General features: G+C 60.5%; 23 protein-coding genes. 10 read left to right on the top strand and 13 right to left on the bottom strand.

Features of this window, described 5'->3' with window-relative positions:
- Positions 1-620 precede the first annotated feature (620 nt).
- A complete protein-coding gene (locus J2W49_RS10000; RefSeq protein WP_310315113.1) occupies positions 621-1,559 on the top strand; it encodes a glycosyltransferase family 8 protein in 939 nt (312 codons plus the stop codon).
- Positions 1,560-1,631: 72 nt separating this feature from the next.
- On the opposite strand, the gene J2W49_RS09995 is transcribed toward J2W49_RS10000, so the two are convergent.
- The 8 genes from J2W49_RS09995 to J2W49_RS09960 all read right to left on the bottom strand — a co-directional run bounded on the left by J2W49_RS09995 (position 1,632) and on the right by J2W49_RS09960 (position 9,999).
- On the bottom strand, positions 1,632-2,216 hold the full coding sequence (locus J2W49_RS09995) for a serine O-acetyltransferase (RefSeq protein WP_310315108.1): 585 nt from the start codon (positions 2,214-2,216) through the stop codon (positions 1,632-1,634).
- Positions 2,217-2,265: 49 nt separating this feature from the next.
- Positions 2,266-3,519 (bottom strand): glycosyltransferase family 4 protein, encoded by a 1,254-nt coding sequence (locus tag J2W49_RS09990; protein ID WP_310315105.1) that lies wholly within the window; start codon positions 3,517-3,519, stop codon positions 2,266-2,268.
- A 3-nt stretch (positions 3,520-3,522) separates the two neighbouring features.
- The gene (asnB, locus tag J2W49_RS09985; RefSeq protein ID WP_310315102.1) at positions 3,523-5,466 is read right to left on the bottom strand and encodes an asparagine synthase (glutamine-hydrolyzing); all 1,944 of its coding nucleotides are present in this window, start codon (positions 5,464-5,466) and stop codon (positions 3,523-3,525) included.
- Entirely contained in the window at positions 5,466-6,368 is a 903-nt protein-coding gene (locus tag J2W49_RS09980) for a glycosyltransferase (RefSeq protein WP_310315099.1), read from the bottom strand. The genes asnB and J2W49_RS09980 overlap by 1 nt, the downstream gene beginning before the upstream one ends.
- Before the next feature lie 27 nt (positions 6,369-6,395).
- Entirely contained in the window at positions 6,396-7,418 is a 1,023-nt protein-coding gene (locus J2W49_RS09975; protein ID WP_310315097.1) for a polysaccharide deacetylase family protein, read from the bottom strand.
- 30 nt (positions 7,419-7,448) lie between these two features.
- Positions 7,449-7,937, bottom strand: a complete 489-nt coding sequence (locus J2W49_RS09970; RefSeq protein WP_310315094.1) for a hypothetical protein — start codon at positions 7,935-7,937, stop codon at positions 7,449-7,451.
- A gap of 90 nt (positions 7,938-8,027) precedes the next feature.
- The gene (locus J2W49_RS09965; protein WP_310315092.1) at positions 8,028-9,005 is read right to left on the bottom strand and encodes a glycosyltransferase family 2 protein; all 978 of its coding nucleotides are present in this window, start codon (positions 9,003-9,005) and stop codon (positions 8,028-8,030) included.
- A gap of 85 nt (positions 9,006-9,090) precedes the next feature.
- Positions 9,091-9,999, bottom strand: a complete 909-nt coding sequence (locus tag J2W49_RS09960) for a DUF4886 domain-containing protein (protein WP_310315090.1) — start codon at positions 9,997-9,999, stop codon at positions 9,091-9,093.
- Between the two features lie 537 nt (positions 10,000-10,536).
- Between J2W49_RS09960 and J2W49_RS09955 the strand changes: the two genes are divergently transcribed.
- The 6 genes from J2W49_RS09955 (at position 10,537) to J2W49_RS09930 (ending at position 17,823) form a co-directional block, all read left to right on the top strand.
- Complete coding sequence (locus tag J2W49_RS09955; RefSeq protein ID WP_310315088.1) at positions 10,537-11,094, top strand: polysaccharide biosynthesis/export family protein; 558 nt, start codon at positions 10,537-10,539, stop codon at positions 11,092-11,094.
- A gap of 2 nt (positions 11,095-11,096) precedes the next feature.
- Positions 11,097-12,194, top strand: coding sequence for a hypothetical protein (locus J2W49_RS09950; RefSeq protein ID WP_310315085.1), 1,098 nt, complete (start codon positions 11,097-11,099; stop codon positions 12,192-12,194).
- A 12-nt stretch (positions 12,195-12,206) separates the two neighbouring features.
- Positions 12,207-13,802, top strand: coding sequence for a GumC family protein (locus J2W49_RS09945; protein WP_310315079.1), 1,596 nt, complete (start codon positions 12,207-12,209; stop codon positions 13,800-13,802).
- 14 nt (positions 13,803-13,816) lie between these two features.
- Complete coding sequence (locus J2W49_RS09940; protein WP_310315076.1) at positions 13,817-14,656, top strand: CpsD/CapB family tyrosine-protein kinase; 840 nt, start codon at positions 13,817-13,819, stop codon at positions 14,654-14,656.
- A gap of 147 nt (positions 14,657-14,803) precedes the next feature.
- The gene (locus J2W49_RS09935) at positions 14,804-16,288 is read left to right on the top strand and encodes an O-antigen ligase family protein (RefSeq protein ID WP_310315223.1); all 1,485 of its coding nucleotides are present in this window, start codon (positions 14,804-14,806) and stop codon (positions 16,286-16,288) included.
- Entirely contained in the window at positions 16,288-17,823 is a 1,536-nt protein-coding gene (locus J2W49_RS09930; protein WP_310315074.1) for an oligosaccharide flippase family protein, read from the top strand. The genes J2W49_RS09935 and J2W49_RS09930 overlap by 1 nt, the downstream gene beginning before the upstream one ends.
- Before the next feature lie 111 nt (positions 17,824-17,934).
- On the opposite strand, the gene moaC is transcribed toward J2W49_RS09930, so the two are convergent.
- On the bottom strand, positions 17,935-18,471 hold the full coding sequence (gene moaC / locus J2W49_RS09925) for a cyclic pyranopterin monophosphate synthase MoaC (RefSeq protein ID WP_310315071.1): 537 nt from the start codon (positions 18,469-18,471) through the stop codon (positions 17,935-17,937).
- Positions 18,472-18,529: 58 nt separating this feature from the next.
- Between moaC and J2W49_RS09920 the strand changes: the two genes are divergently transcribed.
- Positions 18,530-20,173, top strand: a complete 1,644-nt coding sequence (locus J2W49_RS09920; protein ID WP_310315068.1) for a M48 family metalloprotease — start codon at positions 18,530-18,532, stop codon at positions 20,171-20,173.
- On the opposite strand, the gene J2W49_RS09915 is transcribed toward J2W49_RS09920, so the two are convergent.
- Positions 20,174-20,524: a phage holin family protein gene (locus J2W49_RS09915; RefSeq protein ID WP_310315065.1), complete on the bottom strand. Its 351-nt coding sequence runs from the start codon at positions 20,522-20,524 to the stop codon at positions 20,174-20,176. It abuts the gene before it with no gap.
- Between the two features lie 71 nt (positions 20,525-20,595).
- Positions 20,596-21,645, bottom strand: a complete 1,050-nt coding sequence (locus J2W49_RS09910) for a DUF475 domain-containing protein (protein WP_310315220.1) — start codon at positions 21,643-21,645, stop codon at positions 20,596-20,598.
- A gap of 130 nt (positions 21,646-21,775) precedes the next feature.
- Here J2W49_RS09910 and J2W49_RS09905 point away from each other — a divergent pair, with 130 nt between their 5' ends.
- Complete coding sequence (locus J2W49_RS09905) at positions 21,776-22,183, top strand: DUF3717 domain-containing protein (RefSeq protein WP_310315218.1); 408 nt, start codon at positions 21,776-21,778, stop codon at positions 22,181-22,183.
- 122 nt (positions 22,184-22,305) lie between these two features.
- On the opposite strand, the gene J2W49_RS09900 is transcribed toward J2W49_RS09905, so the two are convergent.
- Both J2W49_RS09900 and purB read right to left on the bottom strand, forming a co-directional pair.
- A complete protein-coding gene (locus J2W49_RS09900; RefSeq protein WP_310315061.1) occupies positions 22,306-23,073 on the bottom strand; it encodes an oxygen-binding di-iron domain-containing protein in 768 nt (255 codons plus the stop codon).
- A 247-nt stretch (positions 23,074-23,320) separates the two neighbouring features.
- A complete protein-coding gene (gene purB / locus J2W49_RS09895) occupies positions 23,321-24,748 on the bottom strand; it encodes an adenylosuccinate lyase (protein ID WP_310315059.1) in 1,428 nt (475 codons plus the stop codon).
- A gap of 176 nt (positions 24,749-24,924) precedes the next feature.
- On the opposite strand from purB, the gene J2W49_RS09890 reads away from it, so the two are divergent.
- Positions 24,925-25,539 (top strand): glutathione S-transferase family protein, encoded by a 615-nt coding sequence (locus J2W49_RS09890; protein WP_310315056.1) that lies wholly within the window; start codon positions 24,925-24,927, stop codon positions 25,537-25,539.
- Positions 25,540-25,565: the final 26 nt, after the last annotated feature.

The raw sequence follows: 25,565 nt of genomic DNA, 5'->3' as shown, positions 1-25,565 counted from the left end.
ACATCGGTGATTTGATCGCTGTGCTGCTTGGAGCTTGAGGAAAGACGTTGAGTGGTATTCCGCATAAACAGTCAGTTGCACACCTGCTTTGGTGCATCGTTGTCCTTTGCGAACTGACTTCCGCTTGGACATTTTCATGAAACGCCACGGCCTTGCCGGACGCACGAACGCAAAGCGATTTGCCGCCATTGATTCGCATTGCCATGACAACGCGATGTATGGCCGCAAAGTGGCACGGAAGGACGCGAGCATTGCAGCGAAGTGTGTCGCTTCCACCGTGGCTGTCCTATCGCGGGGTCTTCAAAGAATCCCGGCACCGCGCTCACGGCATCACGGATGAAGTAGTCACCATCAACAAGACGATGTCAAGTGTACAAGTTCACTGGTTCGGCAAAACCTCGATGAATGGACGAATTGCATATAGACGGATGTCGAAAGACCCGATATAGACCCCGGATTCAGGCGGCCGACGCCGTTGCTGGTTCACAGGCCGCCAGTCTCGGTGTAGTAAATTCGCATGGAGCAGATATGCATTCCATGGACCTCCGTCTCGAAGCTGTTCACAGCCATCGGAATGACTGTTGTCTCTTCCGGCTGCCTGCCTCAAACAAGGTGTGATCATGACCAAGAACAATACGGAAGAACCGATCTGCATCATCGCTGGCGCAGACGCTGCGTTTGCCCTGCCGCTGACCGTGACGTTGCACTCGGCGCTTCGCCGACTTGACCGGCGGCGTGCAGTGGAGATTGTGGTTGCTGATGGTGGACTGGGCGAAGACAACCGCGCTCGTATTGAAACGACGCTCGGACAGGTCCATCCCCAGTTGACGCTGCGTTTTGCAGAGCCTCGAATGGAGCGCGTATCCGGGCTCAACAGTGCCTTGTATTCCAGCTCGGCATACCTGCGTATCATGATCCCGGAATTTTTACCCAAGGAACGCAAGCGGGCGCTCTATCTCGATAGCGATATTCTGGTTACAGCGGACCTTGCGGCCCTATGGGATATTGACATGGGTGTATTTCCTCTTTGGGCGGTGCAAAACTATTCGCTGGGTGATTTCGAGCGGCAGGTGCGAGCGCCGTTTCCAGAACTTGCCGCTCCGGAGGATGGGGTGTATTTCAATTCAGGCATGCTGCTTTTCAATTTGCCAGTCTGGAGAGCTGAAAATATTTCAGAGCGCACGTTCAAATTCCTGGATCAGCACAGCCACCGGCTGAGTTTTCCTGATCAAGATGCCCTCAATGCCATATTGGCAGGTCACTGGGGGCGGCTGGACCCGCGCTGGAACATGCAGATGTCCAACCTTGGCGTGGTGCCCTCTCTTGAAGCGCCAACGCTGCAACCTGCTGACCCCACTGCAATTCGCTCGCTCAGCGGCATTTGTCATTTCACGGTCAAGAAACCATGGCGACCTGACTACACTGGCCGCTTGGGCTGGGCATGGGCCATCGAGGCCGTCCGCACGGGCTGGATGTCGCTGTACAGTGCTTCAGCATTGCTGGCGAGGCAGACGGTGACCCGCAACCGGGCGCGCATTCGCCGACGGCTGGGGATATGAATTTGTGGGCCAACCCCTTGTCATACCGGGGGGCGACCTTCTGAGCTTGCGTGCCGTGTCCTCTGGCGTGTATCAGGGCGGGGATCTGTGGCCAACGGCTGTCATCGATTCGCCCCGCCACTTGGCTGGCACGCCCGTGGCGGTGCAGCCCGGGGGCACATCGGTGACAACCACCGCACCGGCCCCGATCACGGCGCCGTCCCCTACGGATACCGGGCCAAGGATGCAGGTGTGGCAAGCGATCATCACGTGATCACCGATGACCGGGCCCCCTGGGCGGGAGCCTGCGCCGATGGTGCATACCTGATGGATCGAGCAATCGGCCCCAATCTTTGCCCAGGGAAAAACCTGTATCGGCCCCACATGCGGAATGAAAAGACCAGGTCCGATTTCGGCCTCGGGACACAGATTGATGTGGGTCACCACGGTCAGCAGCTTTTTAAGCAAGGCCACCGGGATTCGAATGGGAAGCCAGAGCAGTCGCGGCTTTCTGAAGAGGAGTGATCGCTGCAGGCGATAGATGCTCAGCGCCCAGAAGCCCTCCGAACCCCATCCGTTGTAGCCCTGCTGCTTGAAGCGGGCCAGATCGGCACGCCACGCGCGGAAATGGCTGTCCCCAGCCCATTGTTTTACCTTGTCGCCGTCATAGGGCTTCATGTTGGTGAGTGTCGAGTGAATACAGTGGACATGGGAGACTGTCAGCGTCCTACAACGGATCTCGTACCGGAGTGGGCACAGCGGCTGGCGTCTCGTCGATCGACCGGAACAAAGCCGCCAGCTTTTGCGACTCGATTTTGGCATCGTGGGCTTTGCGCACGGCGGTCTTTCCCGCGCTCGCCATGGCCGCCAGCCGTTCCGGCGTGGATCGCAGGCATGCGCTCATGGCCTCCGCAAGCGACGGGACGTCCCCTGCCGGTACCAGCCAGCCAGTTTGTCCGTCCTTGACCAGTTCCGGTACCCCTGATACCCAGCTGGCGATCACGGGTCGCCCGAGCGCAAGGGATTCCATGATCACCACGGGAAGGCCTTCCGCAAAGCTGGGAAGAATCAAGGCGCGCGACCTGATCAACCAAGCTCGTATCTCCTCGCCGGAAAGCCATCCCGTGATGGTGACGAAACGTTCCACTCCCAGTTCACGGCAGCGTTTCAGGATGGCTGAGCGCAGCGGTCCATCGCCGGCAATCACCAGCCGGCAGGTCTGGCCCTGCGCCACCAATCGGGCCAGCGCTTCGACCAGGATGAGGTGTCCTTTCTCGCCCGACAGCCGCCCCACTGCAACAAACTGATCGACGTCGGGGACATCAGTGTGTTCATGTTCCAGAAAGTCGGCATCGATACCGCAGTGGACGACGTGAATCTTCTTCCAGTCTTCGAAAGGGATCCAGCGCATCATCTGGGCCCGGCCATACTCGCTGACCGCCACCACGAAAGCGGCGCGGCGAATCTTCTCCGGGAGCTTGATGGTGATGGCTCCGTCCGTTTCCACCGTGCCGTGCGCCGTGAAGCTGTAGGTGATGCCGCTCAGTTCAGCGGCGAGCATGGCAACTTCGGCCGGGTTGCTTCCGAAGTGGGCATGCAAGTGGGTGACCGCCCGTTCCCGAACCCATTTCGAGATCAAGGCCGCCTCCAGGACATAGATCCAGTGCACAAACACGGGGCGATCACCTCGCCAGCCCATTCGTGTTGCAAGCCAAAAACCACGCCAGGTTCTCAGTGGTGAGCGGAGAAGCGAGCCCAGCATCGCACCCAGCAGCGACATGAAACCGCTGGCAAGAACATAGCGGGTGCGTGTGGCCTCGTCTCGGTCTGTCGGATCGGGCAAATCTTCACCCCACCCTCTGATCGCAAAGCGCTCCACCTGAACGCCCGCGCCTTCCAGCGCAAGAATTTCCCTGCGAATGAATGTGTGACTGACTTTTGGGTATTCGCTCAGCACATAGCCGACGTGGGGATGAGGCATGGTTTACAAGGTGACTCGGTTGACGCGTACCCAGCGAATCAGTGAATACAGGGCCCAGATGCGGGTCCAGTACAGACCTTTGGCGCCAGCAATGAATGCCTGCCACAGGCGGGCCACCGCTTCAGGCTGCAATCCGGCGGAAGCCACCAGGGGGGCATCGAGCAGGGTGCTACCGATCTCCTCACCCAGCGAACTCTTGAGCCATCGATTGAAGGGGAGCTCAAAACCGGATTTGGGGCGGTCGAACATGTGGGGATCCAGCCCCTTCAAGCCGGCCCGTCGCAAGGCAAGCTTGGTCTTCACCGGTTGGAATCGCGCGCCCGGCTCCATCCGGCTGATCACCGAAAGCAGTTCCGTGTCGACAAAGGGAAGCCGGGTCTCCAGCGACGCCGCCATGCTGGCCGCATCTGTGTCACGCAACAGGCGCTCACCCAGGAACATGCGATGTTCCAGCACGCTGATCGTGTCCAGCGCCGATCTTCCCTCTAGATCTGCGATCAAGGCGTCGCGCCGGCCGCTGGGAAGCCCGTCCGGGAGCACAAGTGATCGAATGTCCGCGTGAATCAACGAACGCTGGGTGTCCGGCAGAAACAGCGAATAGGCAATCTGGTAAAGCGAGAGCAACGATCCCCCCTGCTCGATCATGGAGGGAAGCTTGGCCCACCGGGTCTGGGGAGGGTATCCATTGCTCGCACGGCCGAAAAGAGCGTGGGCCAATAGCGCCGCAAGCCTCGTCGGTGCACCTTGCATCGCATGCAGAAACCCCAGGCCGGCATGCAACCTGGGGAGATCGGAGAAAGACTGGTAGCCGCCGAACAACTCGTCACCACCCGTGCCCACCAGCGCCACCTTGAAGCCGGCATCGCGCACGGCCCGCGACATGAAGTACGAATTCAGGCCGTCAAAACTGGGTTGGTCCAGGCTGTCCAGTGCCGTTTCCAGATGGTCCAGAAACGATTGCTCCGTCAGCAGGATTTCCTGGTGCCTGGTGCCGATGGCATCGGCAACCTGCCTGGCAAAGACCGCTTCATTGCTGTCTGCTTCTTCAAACGTGAGTGTGAAGGAATTGATTTCTGCAGCGCCAGCCCGTTTTGCCAGGTTCGCAACGGCTGAAGAATCGATACCACCCGACAGGAAGATGCCCAAGGGAACGTCGCTGATCATGTGCGCCCGAACCGACTCGGTCAGCGCATTTTCGACCTCTTCTTGCGTGGCAATTTTCCCGCTTCGACCATCGGGATGGCGCCAGTAGCTGAATCTTCGGATCACGCGCCCCTGGCTATCCAACCACATGGCCTCGCCGGGCAGCAACGACTCGATACCCCGTACGGCGGTTTCGGGTGCCACCGTGTAGCCGTTCCACAAAACCGAGCCCACCGCCATGGGATTGAGCTTAGGATTTCGAAGCAGCTTCGCAGCCAACAGCGCCCGCACTTCCGATGCGAAGGCAAAAGTCCAGTTGTCGGCGCCCGATGGATTCGTCGCAAAGTACAGGGGCTTGATGCCCATGGCATCGCGCGCGACCAGCAATTCTCCGGTGGACTTGTTCCAGAAGGCGAAGGCGAACATGCCTCGCAGGGTGGGTAGCGCCCGCTCCGAGCGGGTGGACAAGCCCTCCAGCAGGACCGCCGTGTCGCCCGACGATTGCAGGGTGTCTGCGGCGTGGCCGAGTTCGGCGCGCAGCTTCTGGAAATTGTAGATTTCGCCGTTGAGGACGATGGCGTTCCCAGATCCAGGGTGGATCATCGGCTGGGCACCGTGGTCGGAGAGATCCAGTATCGACAACCTCCGATGACCGAACATGACCGCATGGCCGCCTGGCTCAGCGGGCGATTCCCAGAACCCTTCGCCATCCGGCCCGCGAAGCCGCATGGCATCGGTCATGCGGCGCAAGGCGGCCCGGTTCGCATCCGTCTGGGCGCCGATGATTCCAGCAATGCCGCACATCAGTGGCTCCGTTCCATGGATTGCAGCGCCTTTTCTTTTCCCATCAGCAGGCTGCGCATCTGGTATTGCCTCAGAAAGCGCCTGAACGCGGGGTTTTCGTAGCGAGGCTTTCGCTGTATCGCCGCCTTGATCCAGCCCCACAGCATGGCGGCACTGCCCATGACATAGGGCTTCTGGGTGATGCGGGAAAAGGCGCTCGCGGCCATGAACAACAGTCCCGTGCCCATGAAGTACTGGCCGTATCCGTGGCGCATGCGGCCCACGTAGATGCTGTCCTGGCTGGAGCCCATGGGTCTCAGATGAATGAATCGCAAATCCGGCTCATCCCAGCTGCATGCGATCCAGCCCCGCATGCGGCAGAGGTGGTTGTCGATACCGTCCCACATCACTTCCCGGACAAAACCGCCGATGGCCTGGAAGCACGTCGTGCGGTAGAACTTCGTCATGCCAAGTGAAGTGTCGTCTCCGTGCCGCTCGGGTTCGAGCTGGCCATGCTGCATGACGTAGGCTTTCCCGCTGCAGGTGGCCAGGCGGTCGTCGGCCCGCATGCGCTCGATCAGTATCTCGAAATACCTGGGTGGCAGTCTCAGGTCCAGGTCCAACTTGCACAGGAATGTGTAGTCGGAGGGTTCGATCGCCTCATAGCCAGCATAAAAAGCATCGACGACGCCCGGTCCCACGGCCCGGTGCCCTCGATCCTTTCTTGTGACGATCTGGATCCAGGTGTGTTGGGCTGCGTATTCCCGCAGGATGTCGGGCGTGGCATCGGTCGATCCGTCGTCGACGATGACCCATTTCGTCGGAAGCACCGACTGGGCAAGCACCGAGTCCAACGTCTCGCGCATGTAGCGGGATTCGTTGCGGCAAGGGGAAATCAATACGTACGAAATTTCGTCCTTCATTCTGCCCAATCTCCGGCGGCTTGTTGGCTAGGCCATGCCGGGCAGCAGGCCCGACATGCGAAGAAGGAGTCCACTCGATCTGAACCTGCCGGCGGCATTTGTTCCATACCCACTTTGCAGATCGACGCGCCGAAGGCTGAACGGATCGCTGTTTTGAGAGTTGATGCCATAGCGTGTGGTGACAGCGAACTCGTAGCCTGCCTGCTGCACGGACGCGATGACCCGCTGATCATAGTCGCCGTTCGGATAGCAGAATGACCGCACTTCGTGATCCAGCTGCGCTTCGAGCAGACGTCGGGAATGGCTTGTTTCCTGATGAAGCTCTTGATCGGAGACCAGCGGCAGAATGGGGTGGCTGGTGCTGTGCGAGCCGATTTCATGCCCGTCCGATTGCATTTCCCGGAGTTGGTCCCAGGTCATCATCCCGTCCCAATCTGGACGCATGTGAGCGCCAACAATTTTTTCGAGTCGCTCCAGGTGCCGGTTCCGCTCACCAGGATCGAGCAATTTGGCTGCGGCCACTGCGGCGTTCACAGGGTCGGCTGCATCGCCCGATACCCCCCAGTCGGCAAGCCAGGTGCGAAGTTCGGATTCGCTGCGCTGCCGGAGCCTCTGCACGGCATAGGCGATTCTGTCGTGCCAAAGGACTTCATTGCTCTCGATGGCGTCTGTGACGACATAAAAGCTTGCACGCATGTTCATTGCATTCAGCACAGGCAATGCAAAGAGATAGTTGTCGAGCTGACCATCGTCGAAAGTAACCGCCAACGGCGGCTTCTCGGAGCGTTCCCCGGATTGATGCAGTCTTGCACATTCGTAAAGGCTCCCCACCGAATAATGGTCCTGGAAAACCTCCAGGAACCGCTTGAGTTCCTCGGGTGTCACGGCAATACCGGGCAGCGGGTATTGGCCCAGAATCGTCGCGGGCAATACGCGGTGGAAGGTCACGATGGTGAGCTTGTCTCGCGCGCGAACGGAGGGGTGCGTGATGCGACCGGCAAGAAGGATCTCTGCGGCCGCATCGCGTACGAGGTGCTTAGCTTTCTTCAATGGGGGCTCCGTGCACCTGTGCGGAATCCATCAGGTATTCCGGAACCGCCGCATGCTGCTTGCAAGAATCCATGTCAATCCTCCCATTTCAATGATCCAGTTGTATCGAAGCCCTGCAAAATCTGCGTTCAAAAGCCGATCGACCTGATGAAACGACGCTGCCCGAATCATGACAAAAAGCAGCAGTGCAAATCCCCCAATGAGTGCAGACAGTGTCGCCTGATGAGAGCCCCATGCGAGAAAGAGGAGGGCGACCATGAAAGTCAGGCCCAGAATGCCCGCGCCGGCAATGAATGCCAGCTGAGTTTGCCTGCGACTCTCATACCATCCTTCACGCTGAGCGACGATACGGCCCAACTCGGTCAGCGCACTTTGCAGGTCCAGTTGTTTGTTGATTCCCAGTGCAATCAATGCCATGAGCAGCACCTGCCAGACCCAACGCTCGCGATCCTGGCGGGCAAAGTCAACGCGCCTCAGCAGCATCCATATGGATGCTGCGGTGGTGGCATACAGGAGCACCGTGAGCCATCCTCCGATCGATGGGTCCCCCAAGCCTGGAGACCAAGTGCCTATCATGCCTTGAGCCAAGTGAAAGCCTTTGTGAGCTGATTACTTGTATTCAATGATCTGGGCGGCGTCGCCTTTGATTCTGGTCCAATGGAATTTCAGGATGCCCAGGGTTTCGGCGAACTTGCCCACCAGCATGAACCATGCCGTGAGGAAAGAGCGGTTTTTCCGCCAAAGGCGAAAGAGCTGGAGCGGGTAGATGCTCAACAGCATCATCCACCAGGGCCCCCAAATCAGCGCCAATGCAGTAACCGTCAGAGGAATTCCCGCTCCCCACAAAAGTGCCCTGTGTGTCTCGGCAACACAGTGGCGTTCCGGGAGGCCCCCGTGCAGCCATGCGCCTTCAGCGTATGCATGACCCGCTCTCATGCTGCGCTTCCACCATTGGCCGAAGCGTGTGATCGCCGCATCGTGCAAAGTCATTTCGTGATCCAGCCGGTAAATAGACCAGCCCTTTTGTCGAAGTCGCACACAAAGCTCTGGTTCTTCACCGGCAATCATCGAGCCTCTATAACCATTCACGGAAGTGATGGCAAGGGTCCGCATGACCGCATCACCCCCGCATTGGCGGGCTTCGCCAATCGGTGTGTCCCATTCTTGATCACACAAGCGGTTGTACATGGTTTGCTGTGGGAAACGTTCACGCCGCCGCCCGCAAACCACCGCACAGTCCGAATGGTCTTGCAGATATTGGATGCTTGCGTGGAGCCAGCCGGGAGCAACTTCACAATCGCCGTCGACGAAAAAGATGTATTCGATGAAAGGCTGGAGCTCCAGGAGGTGAAAAACCCCTTCGTTGCGCGCTCTTGCTGCCGTGAATGGAGCGGACATGTCGAGTTCAACCACGCTGGCGCCCATCTCTGCCGCCATCGTTCTTGAGGTGTCGGTCGATCCAGAATCGACGTAGACAATCTGCGCATCGAAATGCTTGACAGAATCCAGGCAGCGCCTGAGCCGTTCGCCTTCATTCCTCCCGATCACTACCACGCCAAGGGTTGTATGGGCCTGGGCGGATGTCATGGATAAAGATGCTCCAGTCATTCGCACTTAAGAATCAATGAGTAGAGCGACTGGCCAGGTGTGCCCTGCCTTGTCGCGTTGAATGTCAACGTGGCAAAGAGGAGATCGTATTGGCCACGATCTCCTGCATCCTTTTCACGGTTTCTGGGCGCATCGGTGGATAGATTTTTCCATCCCAGGTCTTGTGATTCCAGTACGGCCGGCCCCAGAGATCCTTGAGGTTGGAAGTGAGACCCACCGGGCTCTTTCCGGTGAGCACGGCATAGTGGGCCAAGGCCACCGCATATTTGCCATAGTGGTTGGTGTGAATGTCATCAGAAAACAAATCCTGAATGGATTTCCATTCTGCGAACTCACCCGCATCAATGGCGTCGGAAAGGGCGGCAAGAACGGTTCCTCCCGGAATGATCCGTATCGGCGGAGCGCTTGGCCTGGCGGCATTCACCTTGTCGACGATGCGCTCCCACATCTTTGCATCGGCGTCAATCCGTTCGCGCCACTTCAGATTCCGATTGGGCGCATCCTTGTCATACGGTGAGTTGTTGGGCGTTCCGCTGGTGAGGAAGTGCCAAGTCGAATAGTAATAAATCCGGATGTCTGGCCGATGTTTTCTGGCAAAGTCGGCGATGCGTCCAAGATAATCGACCGTCTCTGCCTCCATGCCAGGGCCGCCGCGCGGAACGCTGTCGGTCAACACCAAGGTATCGAATTCGCCCTTGCTGAGGTGGATGTCGTAACGGCCGCCGAAATGGGGCTCGAACTGATCATTGCGGTCTTTTGCCTCCCATTGCCAGCGCAGCGGCGCTCCGGGGATTTCCTGCTGGCGCAGCGAAAATCGAGACCCTCGGTCGCTTTCTACCAGCGTCCTGGTCATGGCAGGGATGTCGCTCAGGAGGCTGTGCCCAATATAGAAGACGCTGAACTTGTCATTGGCAAAGGCCGTCGTGCATACGGCAAAACCAACAAGACACGCTGCCAGGTGTTTTTTGAGCATGTTGAAACAGTTCAAATGAGGATCGCTAGCAAAACAGAGTCATCACAAACGCGCTGTGGCAGCCAACTACGCAGGAGCCCCAGACACTAGGGCGCCCATTTGCGAAGGATTGTCTAGAACCAGGCTCGTTGCGTCACGCCTTGCTGTCCTCTGCAAATGCATAAGAAAGTTGTCGGTGGTGCGCAATGAGTGTGGCATAAAGGAGCAGCGTCTACAAGGAACGTCGGAGATCGGGCATCGACGGCCCGCTGATCGCCGTCACTTCTCTTGGCGCCTCGAATTTTCAGCGCTGTGAACGGTCCGTCGGCCGCCTCATCGTGACGGAGGCTCCCCGCAAGTGTGGATCACATTGTCCGAGAAAAGCGTTAAGAGTTCTCACATGGGCGCAAAATCGACGGCACAGGGAGTCAGACAGTGTGCGGTGCTGTGAAAATGGTCGTGCGCTTGCTGGCGCGCCTCAGAGGACGGCAGCTATGCGGCTCCAAGCAGACACAAACGTGCGCGGTGGTAAGCTAGATTGATTAATGGAGCGAAGCGATGACATTGTCCAAATACCTCAGGTTCGCGATCCTTTGCTTGACGAGTTGTGCCGCGTTCGCCCAATCGTCGAGCCCTTACATCCTGCGTCATGGTGATTCACTGATGGTCTCCGTATGGCGCGATGAAGCCTTGCGCATGGAAGTGCGGGTCCTGCCAGATGGCAGCATCACCTTTCCTCTGGCCGGGCGGGTGGAAGTGGCCGGTTTGAGCACTCCGGAGGCGGAAGCGCGCGTGGCCGAAAAGCTCAGGAAGTACATTCCGGAGGCTGTGGTGACGGTCGCAGTGATCGGAACAGACGGCAGTCGCGTCTATGTGTTGGGTAAGGTGGTCAATCCGGGCCCCGTCGTATTGTCAGGGCCCAATACAACCGTTCTCCAGATGCTGAGCCAGGCGGGTGGCCTGGACCGGTTTGCCGACGGCAATTCGATCCGCGTGCTTAGGAATACGCCGTCAGGGCCTAAGGTGTTGCCAGTTCGCTACGACGACTTGATCAAAGGATCACAGCTCGACACCAACGTCGTCTTGATGCCTGGCGACACGATTCTGGTGCCGTGAGCATGAAACGCGTACTCATGCGCAGGCTTCTGGCCACGTCGCTGGTCGTCGCTGCCCCCTATGGGTGGGCACAACATTCTCTGACCGTACCGCTCGAGGTCGAAAGCGTTACCAATCCTGGGCTGGCTCCGGACGGGGAGGGCCGTGTAACCGTGTTCCGTCTGGCCCCACGCTACGAAATCGAGTCGGTGCGTGATGATGTGAGAACGGTACTGACCATGGGTGTGGCCATCGAGCAGTCGAGCAACACCGCACTGAGCGCCAATCGCAACCTTCCTGACGTTGGCTACACCTTGGAGTTGAGCCGTCCTACGTCTGTTCTCAGTTTGAGTGCATCCTATGGCCGGGACTCTACCCGCTCTTCCGAATTTGCAGATTTTGGACGTGTCTCGGTCGACAGTACCCAGGAAACCGGCGTGCTCGGGGCAAGATGGACCAAGGATCTGGCGCCGAACACCCGGATGAATCTGGGAGCGGTGCATACCCGTGTGAGCTACGACGCCCCCTTGCTCGAGGACTACCACGAGACGGCGGCATCCATCGCCATTGAGCGTGATCGTGGGGAAGACGAAACGTATTCCCTGGAAGCCAGTGCCGCGCGCCTGGTGCCCGACGGCGAGTCGGAAAACGACTCGCGTGCGGGACTGTTGTTCAGGTATGAGAGGCCATTGAGTGAAGTCCTGACCTTGACCTCTGAGGTGGGCGTGGTGCGTACCAGCGGATCGAGAAGCCAAACGGATCCGGTGGGGCGGCTTCAATTGGCGTATGCCGGCGAGCGGTTTTCGACCTCAGTCGGGTGGGCTCGAAATGTGGCGGCTGGCGGTACGGTTGGGGGCTATCTGCGCACGCAGGAAGTGGACTGGACCCTGAACTATGTGGTGACGTCCAGCACCTCACTCTCGCTACGGGCCAGCCGGGCCCAGTCTCTTGCCCCTGAAGACACCACGGGTTCCAGTTTTTCTGCGCGGTTGCTGTCCGAGCTCACGCCGTTCTGGTCGATGAGTTTCGGGATGGAGCATCGGCGACTGAGAGCTGCAGACGGTCGTGCAAGCGGCAATCTCGTTGGACTCGGGCTTGTCTACTCGCACCCCAATTTCTGAATCTTGCGTACCATGGCGGCCGACTATCAACTGACATTTCATGATTACCTGTCCATCGTTCGCCGTTGGGGGGTGGTGATCATCCTTGTCATCGGATCCGTCCTTGCGGCCTCTGTGGTGATCGCTTTGCTCGCTCCCAGGGTCTACGAGTCCTACGCGACGATTCTGGTCGAGGGACCTCGGATACAGGCCGATGCGGGCGGAGCAGGCAATGCAAATCCCGCAGAGGATCGCGTCCAAGTTCTTCGCCAGAGGCTCATGACGCGGGAGAATCTGCTTCGCATCGTGCGAAAGCACGAGCTGTTTCCCGAAGAGGCCATGTCGAGTCCGGGCAAGGAAATCGAGGTGACTGAAGCGATGCGAGGCAGCATTGGTGTACAGGTGATGACTCTCGGGGGAGGCGACTGGCAGAGGCCCGCCTCCGTCTCCTTCAACCTGTCGTTTCAGCATTCGGAACCTGAAAAGGCTCTTGCGGTGGCGCAGGAACTGGTGACGCTGTTTCTGCAGAGCAATACGCAGTCGCGTGTCGAGCAGGCCGCAAGAACGACCGAGTTCTTCAATGCAGAAGCCGAGAGACTGAAAGAGCAGCTTGAGCAACTGGAACGGGAGATCGCTGCGTACAAGCAGCGTCAGGGTGGGGTGATGCCCGATGCCACAAGCAATGCAAGCATCCAGGCGCTGGAGGCCGACCTGCGCGGCGCCGAGCGCGATCATCAGGCTGCCCTGGATGAGTTGCGCAGACTTGAAGTGGAGCTGGCGGGTGCGCGGGCAGGCGTGATGGCGCCGGGTGCAGGCGCCTCCATAGGGCCAACATCCACTGAACAGGAGCTGGAGCGGGCCCGAGCTGAGCTGGCTCGCATCAGGGGAATCTATACCGAGAGTCATCCTGATATCCGTGCGCAGATACGCCGAATCGAAACCCTGGAAAAGGCGGTAATTGCTGAAGCCAATGCCGTCAGCCCATCGCGCACCGCTGCCGCCGCTCAGGCGCAACTGGCCGTTTCTCTGCTGGAGGCGCAGATTTCCTCGACACGTGCTCGAGCGGAACTGTCAGCGGATCAACAGCGCAGCCTTCGAGCCAACATTGCGCGGCTTCGGTCACAGGTGCTGAGAGCGCCGCAGGTGGAGCGAGACCTGGCCGTCTTGCAGCGCGACTACGATTCGGCCCAAGCCAAGTATGAAGACCTGCGTGCCAAACAACTGTCTGCGCAGGTGGTCGAAAACATGGAAGGCGGGCAGCAAGCCGAGCGGTTCACGTTGCTGGAGCCGCCCTTGTTGCCGGAATACCCGATCAAGCCCAGTCGCAAAAAAATGGTGGCATTGGGCTTTTTCCTTTCCTTGGCCGCTGCTGCCGGCGTGGTGGTGGTGCTTGAGAACCTGTTTGCGCGCGTGCGTGGCGTCAATGCGGTGAGCGCCATCACAGGGCAGCGCCCCTTGGTGGTTGTCCCCTACATCTCGACCATGGCAGAACAGAGGGCGGCGCATGCTCTGCGCAAGCGGTCGGCATGGTTGATCGCGAGCGCAGGACTGTTGTGCCTGGCGCTGATCCATCTGTTCATCATGCCCCTGAACACCCTGTTGATTGCTATGTTTGCCCGCCTGGGTTGAAGGTCCTCTGCCACATGGAACGCATCAAGCTCGCCATCGAGAAAGCGAAAACAGGGGGCCGCATCGCTCTGGCGACGGCCAATGAGCCGGAGATCGATCCGACCCCGGTTCCGGAGGATGCAGCACCAGAAGTGGTGAATCCGGCTCCCGCTTCCATCCAGTATCAAAAAACCCCGGTCGTCAGACTCGACGAGAGGCATCTCGAGCAGCATCGCATCGTGGCCCATCAGAAGTCGCATCAGGCCAGTTGGGCCTTTGATGTGCTGCGAACACAGGTGTTGCAACAGATGGAAGAAAAGGGGTGGCGGACGCTGGCCATTACCTCTCCCACGGTGGAGTCGGGCAAAACCTTGATGGCCATCAATCTTGCCATCAGCATCGCGCAGCAGCCAGATCGGACAGCGTTGCTGGTGGATTTCGACTTTCGGCGGCCCAGGGTGGCTGCGTCGCTTGGGCTTCACCAGAACCAGTCACTTAATGAAGTACTTGAGGGCAAGGCCGATGTGGCCGCTGCCTTGGTCAATCCTGGCATGGAGCGCCTGGTGGTATTGCCTACCCACAGGCCGATTGCCAAGGCTGCCGAGGTGCTTTCTTCTACCAAAGTGAATCATCTGATCGCCGACTTGCGTAACCGTTACCAGGACCGGACGGTGATTTTTGATCTTCCGCCGATGCTGGTGGCTGACGATGTCATGGCTGTGCTGCCGCACATGGACTGCGTACTGCTGGTGATTGCAAATGGGGCCTCGTCCGAGACAGAGATCGAGGAGTGCATGATGCGACTTGCCAAATCCAACCTCCTGGGCGTTGTCCTCAACAAGGAAGAGTCGTCAACCCAAGCCAACTATTACTGAGATGCCTGCGCCTTCCGGCCGCTCCCGGCATCTGCGATTGGCCCGTCTGACGTCGGTTGCTGGTTCACGCCTGGGCGTCGACCGCATGGTCATGCGAAACCCCGTTACGGGGATCCACTGACGATGCCAGAACACCTGCGTGCGTTGGTGGTGGTGCTCGTATTGAGCGTCACTGTCCTTTACATTGCCCGGCCGGCTCTGGTCCAGCTCGTCGATGCCAAGACATTTTCGCGCTGGCGGATGCTTTGGGTGTGCATGACCCTGGCTCTGTTCCTGGCGCACAGCTATTGGCTGTATGTCTTCATGGTTGCGGCGTACGCATTGGTGATGGCGCGCAGGGAGGCCCATGTCATGGGGGTGTACTTCCTGTTGCTGTTCGTGGCGCCGCCAGCCAGCACCGAGGTGCCAGGCATGGGCTTGGTGAATTACATCCTCGTTCTCAACCAGTACCGCCTGCTCGCCCTTGTGCTTTTACTGCCTGCGGCCATTGCTTTGTTTCAACGCTCTTCGACGCTGAAGTGGGGTCGGTCATCGGTGGATTGGATGGTGTTGGCCTATTTGGTGTTGATTTCGCTGCTGCGTTTTCGCGAGGCCAACCTGACGAGTGGATTGCGCGACATTGTCACCATAGGCCTTGATGTGTTTCTTCCCTATTACGTGGCCAGCAGGAGTCTTCGCAGCCTGAATGGCTTCAAGTATGCGCTGGCAGGATTTGCCATGAGCGCAATGATGTTGACGGCCATGGCAGTGATCGAAGTGGTGCTGAGCTGGCAGCTGTACTTCTCGGTGCTGAATGCGTTGGGGCTCAATTCCATGGAATTTGGCGGATACCTTTACCGCGGCGCCTTTCTTCGTCCCAATGCCACTGTGGGCAACTCGATCGTGTTCGGCTATGTGGCAATGGTGGCCCTGGGTTATTTCTTCTTCCTCAAGGAATATGTGGAACCTGCCAAGCTGAAGTGGCTGGGCGTGGGGCTGCTGTTGATGGGTGTGGCCAGTTCCTTGTCCCGGGGCCCTTGGGTGGGGGCTGGTTTTTTGCTGGTCGTGTATCTGATCCAGGGGCCGCGTGCGCTCAAAAAGCTGACCACCACGGTGCTGGTGATTGTGGCCGCCTGGGTGATGCTCAACGTGCTTCCCATGGGAAAAGTCGTGCTCGACATGCTGCCATTTGTGGGGACGGTCGATGAGTTCAATGTGGAATACCGTGCCAACCTCCTGACCAGCGCCTTGCCGGTGATCGAACGCAACCTTTGGCTCGGGTCGGTGGACTATCTCCGTGCGCCGGAGCTCCAGGTGATGGTGCAAGGCGATGGCATCATCGACATCGTGAACACCTATGTCGGTGTGGTGCTCAATGCGGGGCTGATCGGGCTGGGGCTCTTCGTGGGCGCATTTGTGCTCGCGTTCAAGCAAGTCAGGGCCGCGACGCGCAAGGCGGTCACACATGGGGCTGAGGCCGTGGTACTTGGCCGAGCGTTGTCGGCCACCCTGGCAGCCGTCATGTTGGTGATCTACACGGTCAGCAGTATTCTGGCTGTGTCCGTGGTCTACTGGACAGTGCTCGGCGTCTGCGTTGCCTATGTCGGCTTGATGAAGCAACCCGTGAGCGGTCCTGAACCGTCCGCATCCTGATGGATCCCCAAGCGTCAATTCCACTGCCTGAGTCCACTGGGCCTGATCGTGCCGCGTTTTCGGCTCGGGCTCGCGCAGGTACGGGCTGGGTCGTCGCCGGATTCGGGATAGGCCAGGCATTGCGTCTGGCGGCGAACATCGCCTTGGCCGCCTTGCTCTTCGAAGAAGCGTTTGCATTGATGGCCATCGTTGCTGCGGTGATGCAGGGCCTGTCCATGTTCTCTGACCTTGGGTTGCAGCCTAGTGTGGTGCAGAACTGCCGAGGTGACGAACCCGACTTCCTGAATACTGCGTGGACCTTGCAGGTGATCCGCGGTGCGGTGCTGTGCCTGACAGCGGCTTTGCTCGCATGGCCTTTGGCGACCCTCTATGGCGCCAACGATCCTATGGCGCTGGAGTTGCGCTGGCTCATCCCGCTGGTGGCGCTCACTGCGCTGATCGACGGTGTGCAGTCCTCCCGCATGTTGAGTGCCGCACGGCAGATGCAGTTGGGTACGGTGACCCGGCTGGAGCTGTTGGTGCAGATGTGCAATGCCATCGTGATGGTGGGGCTGGCGTGGCTTACCCGCTCGGTGTATGCGCTGGCCATCGCTGCCGTGTTGGCAGCTGGCCTGCGCACGTTTCTCTCTTACTGGATGCTACCCAACCGGGCGCATCGTCTCATGCTGGACCCCGCCTCCGTGCGGGAAATTTTCTCGTTTGGCAAATGGATTTTCCTGAGTACCTTGCTGTCCTTTCTGGCGCTGCAGATCGACCGCCTGGTGTTTGCCGGCTTGTTTCCTTTGGCAGAGGTGGGGGTCTATTCGATCGCGGCGAGCCTGGCATTGATGGTGTCGGCGCTGATCGGGACCCTTCAGACAAAGGTGATTTTCCCGTGGTACGCGCGGATGCTTGACGAAGGCGTGGGCCTGGATGAAGCCTTCCGAAGAACCCGGGCGCCGGTACTGGTGGTGTCCACCTACATGGCGACGCTCCTCATCGTAGGGGCCACCAGCTTCTTCGAACTCGCGTACGACCATCGCTATGCGCAAGCTGGCGTTTTTCTGCCCATTCTCGCGGTCGGGGTGTGGTTCGGTTGTCTGGAGAACATGTATGGCGCGGCCTTCCTCGCCACCGGGCACTCCAGGTGGGTGGCGGTTGGTGGCGCGGTGAAGCTGTTTTGCTTTGCGTCACTGCTGGTGCCTCTGATGGTCTGGGATTGGGGCCTGACCGGCGCAGCGGTTGTGGTTGCAACTTGCGAAATGGTAAGAGCCATGGTCAACCAGTACCTTGGCCGGCAGTTGGGTCTTCGCAACTTGCGCATCGAATCGGCGATGCTGTTCATGCTGTTGCTGGCCTCGGGCTTGGGCCTGCTGGTGGTGGAGCATGTGCCCTTGGTGGCGGAACAGCACCCCTCGATTCGTTTGCTGATCCTTGGTTCGCTGGTCACGCTGCTTTTTTCCCCTGTGTTGGTGCGCGTTGGTCTCCCCATCTTGCGCTATCGTGCGGGTAAAAGTGACGCAGATCCTGCATCGCTTTCAGCGCCACATCCCTGAGAGAACGCGACCTCAGGATCGCGGCAACGTCGGTCCCACAGGAGCCTGCTCACCGAACCGGTTTGAGTGTCGTGGCCTGTTCGAGTGCTCTTGGCAGTGCGTCAATGCCGATCACTCAGCCACAAAGTGCCCACTTTTCCCTCCCCGCTTCTCCAACAGCCGCACACCGTTGACAGTCATGCCTCGGTCCACCGCCTTGCACATGTCGTAGATGGTCAACAGTGCCACGCTGGTGGCGGTGAGGGCTTCCATTTCCACGCCGGTCTGGCCGGTGCATTCGGCCGTGGCGCGGCATCTCACCGATGGCGGGTCAGGTAGCACGTCGAATTCGACCGCCACGCGGGTGAGCGCGATCGGATGGCAGAGCGGGATGAGCTCACTGGTCCGCTTGGCGCCCTGGATGCCGGCGATGCGGGCAATGCCGAGCACGTCGCCCTTTTTGGCGCTTCCGCTCTGGATCAGGGCCAGGGTGGCCGGTTCCATGGTGATGAAACCTTCGGCCATCGCCACGCGGTGGGTGTGCGCCTTGGCCGCCACGTCGACCATGTGCGCCTGCCCTTGCGCGTCGAAGTGGGTCAGGGGGCTGGCGCTGGCGGTACTGTCTGTATCAGCCGAAACCGGGTGGGAGGGCGTATTTGATGGTGTCATGGCCTGACTTTGCGTGTGCTTTACGGAAACCTCGCTGGGTTGGCGGCATCATACGGGGATGAGCGTTCCTACCTGCCCGCCCTCCACGCCAGCATCAGCGCGCTGGCTATCTGCTTTACTGGCGGTGTCGCTGGCCATTCTGCCCGGCAGCTGGGCCGGTGCACAGCCGGTGGGTCTGCCCAGTCTGGGTGACGTGCAAGGCATGTCGATCGCGGCTGAGCGGCGTCTGGGCGATCGTATCGCGCGCGATATCTACCGCGATCCGGACTACCTGGACGATCCGGTGCTGAGCGACTACCTGCAGCTGATCTGGCAACCGCTGCTGGGTGCCGCGCGCACGCGCGGCGAGGTGCCGCCCGAACTGGCCGAGCGCCTGGCCTGGGAGCTGGTGATTTCGAGGGATCGGCGGGTCAATGCTTTTGCGCTGCCTGGGGGCTATCTGGGTGTGAACCTTGGGCTGATCGCCGTGACCGACACCACCGGGGAGTTGGCCTCGGTGATGGCGCACGAGCTCAGCCACGTGTCGCAGCGCCACATCGCGCGCATGCTGACCCGCCAGGACAAGATGGCGCCCTGGATGCTCGGGGCCTTGATCCTGGGTGCGCTGGCCGCGCGAGCCAACACCGATGTGGCCAACGCCGCCATCGTTGGCAGCCAGGCGGTTGCGGCACAGACGCAGCTGAACTTCTCGCGCGACATGGAGCGCGAGGCCGATCGGGTTGGCTTCGGCGTGATGACAAGCGCAGGATTTGACGGGCTGGCCTTTGTGACCATGTTCGACAAATTGCAGCAGGCCAACCGGTTGAACGACGATGGTGGCTTTCCGTACCTGCGCAGTCACCCGCTCAACAGCGAGCGCATCGCAGACATGCGCGCCCGTTTGCCGATGGCAACCACCCCCGCATCTCCAGGCGCTGCCCAGAACGGACCCCTGCGAGAGCCTGCGGGGCCTGATCGCAGGGGTGGGCTGCTGCTCGACCTGCCCAAGGCTTCGGGATCAGCGGCACAGATGTCCCCTGCCCTGCATCCGCTGATGGCGGCGCGCGCCAAGGTGTTGGCAGAAAAGGGCACCGACCGCATGGGCGCCTGGTTGCAAAACGGCCGTGGCCCCGAGGCCTCACCCGGCGACCGTTACGCGGCCGCCTGGTCGGCACAGCGACTGGGCCAGCCAGCATCGGCTCGTGAATTGGCCCAGACGCTGCGCAGGCAGGTGACGCCGGATGTCGCCTGGGTCGTTGACGCCTTGTTGCTGGAGCTGATGTTGTCGCCCAGCCGTGATGCTTCGGCTGGCGCTGCTTGGTCCGAACCCCACAAGGCGATGCGTGACCAGGCGCTGGCCAGTGGCAGTCGTGCCTTGCTGCTGCTGGGTGCCCAGGCAGCCATTGCCTCGCGCGAACCGCAGCTGGCAGAGGCACGGCTGCAGAGTTGGGTGGTGGTTCATCCGCGTGATGCACTGGCCTGGGAGACATTGGCCCGGGTCCACCATGCCCAGGGGCAGACATTGCGAGCCATTCGGGCTGAAGCCGAGTCGCGCGTGGCGCATCTGGATTATGCCGGCGCGCTGGAGCGTTACCGGGGGGCGCAGGCTCAGCCGGTGGCGGTGCGAAACGCAGATCCCATGACCATGGCCATTGTGGACAGCCGCCGCCGCGACGTGGAACGCCTGTTGCGCGAGTTCGAAAAGGAAGAGCCCGGCAGCTGATCAGCGTGGAAAGATGGCACGGATCGCCGCGTCCACCACGAGCATCAGCAGCGAATAGATCACCGAGCCCAGCATGGCGGCCCAGAAACCATTGACGCCAAAACCGGCCAGCAAGCCCGAGGCTGCCCAGAACAGCAGGGCGTTGATCACAAACAGGAACAGTCCCAGGGTGACCACGGTGACCGGCAGCGTGAGGATGACGAGCACCGGGCGCAGCAACACATTGAACAGCCCGATCACGGCCGCAGCGATCAGTGCCGAACCGTATCCCTGCAGTTGAACGCCAGGATAAATGTAGGCCACCAGCAGCAGGGCACAGGCTGCGAGCAGCCATTTGGCGATCAGTTTCATGTCAGTGACGCCCGGGCTGACGCGCGCCCTCGGGGGGCAGTGAACGAAGTGAGCGTGGGGGTTGTTTCATGTCAGTTGGGCGGGTGTGGTGGTTCCGTCAGGGGCAGCTTGCGCCGGTGCAGAACGGAAGAAAGCACCGAGGCCGCGATGAAGGCCACCCCGATCAAGCCGGTGATGACTTCGGGCACATGATAGACCGTGCCGGCCAGCATGATCACCGCGAGCGCGCCGATCGCGTAGTGTGCGCCATGCTCAAGGTAGATGTAGGCGCCCAGCGTGCCCCTGTTGACAAGGTAGATCGTCATGGACCGCACGAAGATGGCGCCGATGGCCAGGCCCAGCATGATGATGACCACATCGCGCGTGATCGCGAAAGCGCCGATCACGCCGTCGAATGAAAAAGAGGCGTCCAGCACCTCAAGATAAAGAAAGCCCGCAAACCCGGTGCGCTGAACGGTCTTGACCGCGGCATCGCCCTGGGCCTCGTCAGCGAACAAGGCACCCACGGCATCGACCGCCAGGTAGAGAAGAATGCCTGAGACACCGGCCACAAACACGCGCATCTGATCAGCTTCCGGCAACCACCACAGTCCGGAGAAGATCACCGAAAGTGCGATGAAGACACTGATTTCGTCAAACTTGGCGATGCGGGTGAGGCGTTCCTCCAGGGGCCCGAGCCAATGGGTTTCCTTGTTCACATCGAACATGAAATTGAGGAACACCAGCAGCAGAAAGGTGCCGCCAAACGCCGCAATCACCGGGTACACACTCGTCAACACGTCAGAGTAGGCTTGTGGCTGGTTCAGGGCCATCTGCATGGTCTCCATCGATCCGATGCCGGCCGAGACGCTCACGATCACGATGGGAAACACCAGCCTCATGCCGAACACGGCCACCAGAATGCCCACCGTGAGGAACAACTGGCGCCAGAAGGGGCTCATGCCCTTGAGCACGCCTGCATTCACCACCGCGTTGTCGAACGACAGGCTGATTTCCAAAATGGCCAGGACAAACACCAGCCAAAGCGCCGTCCAGAGCCCCATGGGAGACTGCAGCCCCCACCACCCCGCGACCGCCAGGCAGAGTGCGCTGAAGGCAAAAGAAAAGCCGAACGTTTTCATCAGCATGGTGTGTCGCCAAGTGCAGTGGGAGGGTGGCGAATTCTAGGCGTTGCGCATGTGAACGGCTGTGCGTAGAAGCCACAGCGATCGGTCTGTGGCTATCATGGCCCTCCCCAACTCTGAAGCACGCATGGCAGGCATTCACATCACCGACATCGAGGCCGCGATCAACTACTGGCGTGAGCGCTCACCTTCGCCGGACGGCATATCACTGGCCAAAGAGCTGCGTGCCCTGGCCGAAGTCTACGCCCTGCTGGTTTACTTTCACGAAACCGAAGCCGATGAAAAGACCTTGCCGCCCGCCGCACACCTGGCGTGGATGACCTGGTTCGAAACCATGCCCGACACCCCCTGCATTGCCATCTGCTCAACCAGCCAGGGTGATGCGGTCTGCAAAGGCTGCGGACGCACCTTCGACGAGGTCCAGCGCTGGACCGAAATGACGCCGGGTGAAAAGCGCACGAGCTGGCGCCGCATCACGATCGAAGGCGATGCCTGGCGGTTCAACCGCTACGCGGAGCGCGCCCTAGAGGGGTGAGGCACCCCCCGCAGCGGCGGAGCGTGGGGGCCGCCGAGCCTGTCGCCGGGCCGCCCCAAGGCAGGCTCAGCCCCCTCGGGGGGCAGCGACCCGCGCCAGCGGCGGAGCGTGGGGGCCCTTTTCTAGGCGGGTACAGCGTAGTTCGCCTGCGTCAGGTGGTCCACGCCGCAATCCACCGTGCCAATCCAGTCGATGAATTCCTGCACCGCAGCCCCCGCCATGGGTGCGCCGTGTTGTGGCACGATCATCTTTATCGGCAAGCTGCGCGCCATGTTGGCCCACAGGCGCAGCACCTTGTTCGACACCATGTACCGGCGGTGGAACGCTTCCATTTTGGGGATGTGGGTGGCCAACGAGGTCACTGGTTTGCTTGCATCGAGCGACGTGCCAATGGACACGCCCAGGTCACCCGAGAACAGGATGCGGCTCACAGGGTCCCAGAACTGGAAATTGCCCTCGGAGTGCATGAAATGCGCTGGCAGCGCCACCAGTTCGGTGTTGCCCAGGGGAATACGCATGCCGGGGTCAGGGATCCCGATGATGCGGCCCTGGGTCTTGCCCGGCTTGCAGAAGTGCGGGGCGAATCGTTCCCACAGGCGCGAGATGTAGAGCGTGGCCTGGGTGCTGGTCATCCAGCGGTCCAGCGAGGCGATGATGTCCGGGTCTGCGTGTGAGGCAAGAATTTTCGATAGCTTGTTGGGCGGAAAGAAGCGCCCGATGGTAAGCAGCAACTCGTTGTATGCCATGTTGCCGCCCGGGTCGATGATGGCGCCGGAGTCGCCATGGATCACGAGGAACTGGTTCGCCTGCACGGCTTCGCCACCCTCGTCGCTGAGGTTGGCAAACATGAGGCACACATGGCCATTCTGATTAAAAAGTTCGATGGCCATGGCCGCGTTTCTCCTTGGAAATCAAGGAAGAAACTGTAGAGGCGAGACCCCGTATCCCGTTTGCGCCAAGTCAAGCAGCCTGCTGGATGCTCACTGCGCAAACACAATTCCGTCACACAATCCGCGTGTTAAAGCGTGGTCGGCGTGAGAAGTTCCAGTCCAGGGCACCCGAGGAACCGGCTTTGCAGGGCCTCTGGGTGCGCCCCCCTTTCAGGGGGGTGACGCGCCGAAGGCGCGGCGCGGGGGGTTACACCCTTTTTGCCAACTCCGCCGCCTTGCCCACATAGCTGCCCGGCGTCATCGCCAGCAGCCGGTCCTTTTCTGCCTGGGGAATCTCTAGACTCTGGATCAGGCCGTGCAGGGCCTCGGCAGTCACGGTCTTGCCGCGGGTAACCTCCTTGAGCTTTTCGTAGGCACCGGACACGCCAAAGCGGCGCATCACGGTCTGGATCGGCTCGGCCAGCACTTCCCAAGAGGCGTCTAGGTCATCGGCCAGTGCTTCTTCGTTGAGTTCCAGCTTGCCCAGGCCCACGCCCAGCGAGTGGTAGGCGAGCACGGCATAACCCACGGCCACGCCCATGTTGCGCAGCACGGTGGAGTCGGTCAGGTCGCGCTGCCAGCGGCTGATGGGCAGTTTTTCGGACAGATGGCGCAGCAGCGCATTGGCCAGTCCCAGGTTGCCTTCGGCGTTTTCGAAGTCGATCGGGTTGACCTTGTGCGGCATGGTGCTGGAGCCGATTTCGCCGACTTTCAGCTTCTGCTTGAAATAGCCCACGCTCACATAACCCCAGATGTCGCGTGCCAGGTCGATCAGGATGGTGTTGGTGCGCGCGATCGCGTCGAACAGCTCGGCCATGTAGTCGTGCGGCTCGATCTGGATGCTGTAGGGCTGGAAAGTCAGGCCCAGGCCGAGCGGCTCGGGCTGCTCGATCACGTTGCGGCTGAAGGCTTCCCAGTCGAAATCGGGCCAGGCGGAAAGATGAGCGTTGTAATTGCCCACGGCGCCATTCATCTTGCCCAGCAGCTTCACGCCGGCGATCCGCTCGCGCGCGGCGGTCAGGCGCACCACCACGTTGGCCAGTTCCTTGCCCACCGTGGTGGGGCTGGCGGTCTGGCCGTGTGTGCGGCTGAGCATGGGCACGGCGGCGTGCGTGTGCGCCATCTCGCGCAGCTTGGCGATCACCGCGTCCAGCGCAGGCAGCAGCACGGCGTCGCGCGCGCCTTTGAGCTGCAGGGCGTGGCTGGTGTTGTTGATGTCTTCGCTGGTGCAGGCGAAATGCACAAATTCAGACGATCTTTCCAGTTCGGGGCGCGCTTCAAAACGCGACTTGATCCAGTACTCGACGGCCTTGACGTCGTGGTTGGTGGTTTTTTCGATCTCCTTGATGGCCACGGCATCGGCTTCGCTGAAGTTCTTCACCAGTCCCATCAGGTAGGTGCGTGCGCCGGGTGAAAGCGGCTTGAATTCGGCAAAACCGGCGTCTGAAAGAGCGATGAACCAGGCGACTTCGACCTGCACCCGCCGGTGCATGTAGCCTTGTTCGCTCATGAACGGGCGCAGTTGGGCCAGCCGGCCGGCGTAGCGGCCGTCCAGCGGCGAGAGGGCGGAAACAGGGGACAAGGGGTTGGACGCCGCTGCGGCGCTGGAAGTGGGAGTGTGGGAGGTCGGACGCATCGGGGGATTGTAGAAGCCCAGGGTTTCGCCACTGCCGGGGCGATTCTGGCGCTCCGATGGACGGGTTGTGGACGTGGCGAGACACGCCGGGGCATTGTGGCCCTTGTCAGCGCGACGGAACGATCTCACCGATAAAATGGCCAACCCCGGGGAAACCTGTCACATCGCCACCGTCCATGAAACTCATTGGTGCCATCACCAGCCCGTATGTGCGCAAGGTTCGCGTCGTCATGGCCGAAAAGAAACTCGACTACCAGTTCATCCTGGAGGATGTGTGGTCTGCCGATACCACCATCATGGCTTCCAACCCGCTGGGCAAGGTGCCTTGCCTGGTCATGGAGGGCGGCGAAGCGGTGTTCGACTCCCGGGTGATCGTCGAATACCTGGACACCCTGTCGCCGGTGGGCAAGCTCATTCCCGCACAAGGCCGCGAGCGCGCCGAGGTCAAGACCTGGGAAGCGCTTGCCGATGGCGTGCTGGACGCGGCCATTCTTGCCCGCCTTGAGAGCACCTGGCCCGGGCGCAGCGATGAACAGCGCTGCAACGGCTGGATCGACCGCCAACTGGCCAAGATCGACGCCAGCCTGAAGTCCATGAGCCAGGGCCTGGGCGACAAGCCTTTCTGCTCGGGCATTCATTTCAGCCTGTCCGACGTAGCGGTGGGCTGCGCCCTGGGTTACCTCGACTTCCGCTTCCCCGTCATCGACTGGCGCAGCGCCCATCCCAACCTGGCGCGTCTGAGCGACAAGCTGGAGCAGCGGCAGAGTTTCGTCGATAGCCGGCCAGAGTAGGTCCCCCCCGCGCCGCTTCGCGTCAC

It is taken from the genome of Hydrogenophaga palleronii, assembly GCF_031457455.1.
GTDB classification, from domain to species: domain Bacteria; phylum Pseudomonadota; class Gammaproteobacteria; order Burkholderiales; family Burkholderiaceae_C; genus Hydrogenophaga; species Hydrogenophaga palleronii_A.
Note: the sequence above shows the minus strand (reverse complement) of the source record. Positions and strands in the feature narration are given on the sequence as shown.

Coding starts and splice junctions, on each gene's coding strand:
- J2W49_RS10000 (WP_310315113.1), top strand. CDS start 621: ATGACCAAGAACAATACGGAAGAACCGATCTGCATCATCGCTGGCGCA.
- J2W49_RS09995 (WP_310315108.1), bottom strand. CDS start 2,216: ATGAAGCCCTATGACGGCGACAAGGTAAAACAATGGGCTGGGGACAGC.
- J2W49_RS09990 (WP_310315105.1), bottom strand. CDS start 3,519: ATGCCTCATCCCCACGTCGGCTATGTGCTGAGCGAATACCCAAAAGTC.
- asnB (WP_310315102.1), bottom strand. CDS start 5,466: ATGTGCGGCATTGCTGGAATCATCGGCGCCCAGACGGATGCGAACCGG.
- J2W49_RS09980 (WP_310315099.1), bottom strand. CDS start 6,368: ATGAAGGACGAAATTTCGTACGTATTGATTTCCCCTTGCCGCAACGAA.
- J2W49_RS09965 (WP_310315092.1), bottom strand. CDS start 9,005: ATGACATCCGCCCAGGCCCATACAACCCTTGGCGTGGTAGTGATCGGG.
- J2W49_RS09960 (WP_310315090.1), bottom strand. CDS start 9,999: ATGCTCAAAAAACACCTGGCAGCGTGTCTTGTTGGTTTTGCCGTATGC.
- J2W49_RS09955 (WP_310315088.1), top strand. CDS start 10,537: ATGACATTGTCCAAATACCTCAGGTTCGCGATCCTTTGCTTGACGAGT.
- J2W49_RS09950 (WP_310315085.1), top strand. CDS start 11,097: ATGAAACGCGTACTCATGCGCAGGCTTCTGGCCACGTCGCTGGTCGTC.
- J2W49_RS09945 (WP_310315079.1), top strand. CDS start 12,207: ATGGCGGCCGACTATCAACTGACATTTCATGATTACCTGTCCATCGTT.
- J2W49_RS09940 (WP_310315076.1), top strand. CDS start 13,817: ATGGAACGCATCAAGCTCGCCATCGAGAAAGCGAAAACAGGGGGCCGC.
- J2W49_RS09930 (WP_310315074.1), top strand. CDS start 16,288: ATGGATCCCCAAGCGTCAATTCCACTGCCTGAGTCCACTGGGCCTGAT.
- moaC (WP_310315071.1), bottom strand. CDS start 18,471: ATGACACCATCAAATACGCCCTCCCACCCGGTTTCGGCTGATACAGAC.
- J2W49_RS09920 (WP_310315068.1), top strand. CDS start 18,530: ATGAGCGTTCCTACCTGCCCGCCCTCCACGCCAGCATCAGCGCGCTGG.
- J2W49_RS09915 (WP_310315065.1), bottom strand. CDS start 20,524: ATGAAACTGATCGCCAAATGGCTGCTCGCAGCCTGTGCCCTGCTGCTG.
- J2W49_RS09910 (WP_310315220.1), bottom strand. CDS start 21,645: ATGAAAACGTTCGGCTTTTCTTTTGCCTTCAGCGCACTCTGCCTGGCG.
- J2W49_RS09905 (WP_310315218.1), top strand. CDS start 21,776: ATGGCAGGCATTCACATCACCGACATCGAGGCCGCGATCAACTACTGG.
- J2W49_RS09900 (WP_310315061.1), bottom strand. CDS start 23,073: ATGGCCATCGAACTTTTTAATCAGAATGGCCATGTGTGCCTCATGTTT.
- purB (WP_310315059.1), bottom strand. CDS start 24,748: ATGCGTCCGACCTCCCACACTCCCACTTCCAGCGCCGCAGCGGCGTCC.
- J2W49_RS09890 (WP_310315056.1), top strand. CDS start 24,925: ATGAAACTCATTGGTGCCATCACCAGCCCGTATGTGCGCAAGGTTCGC.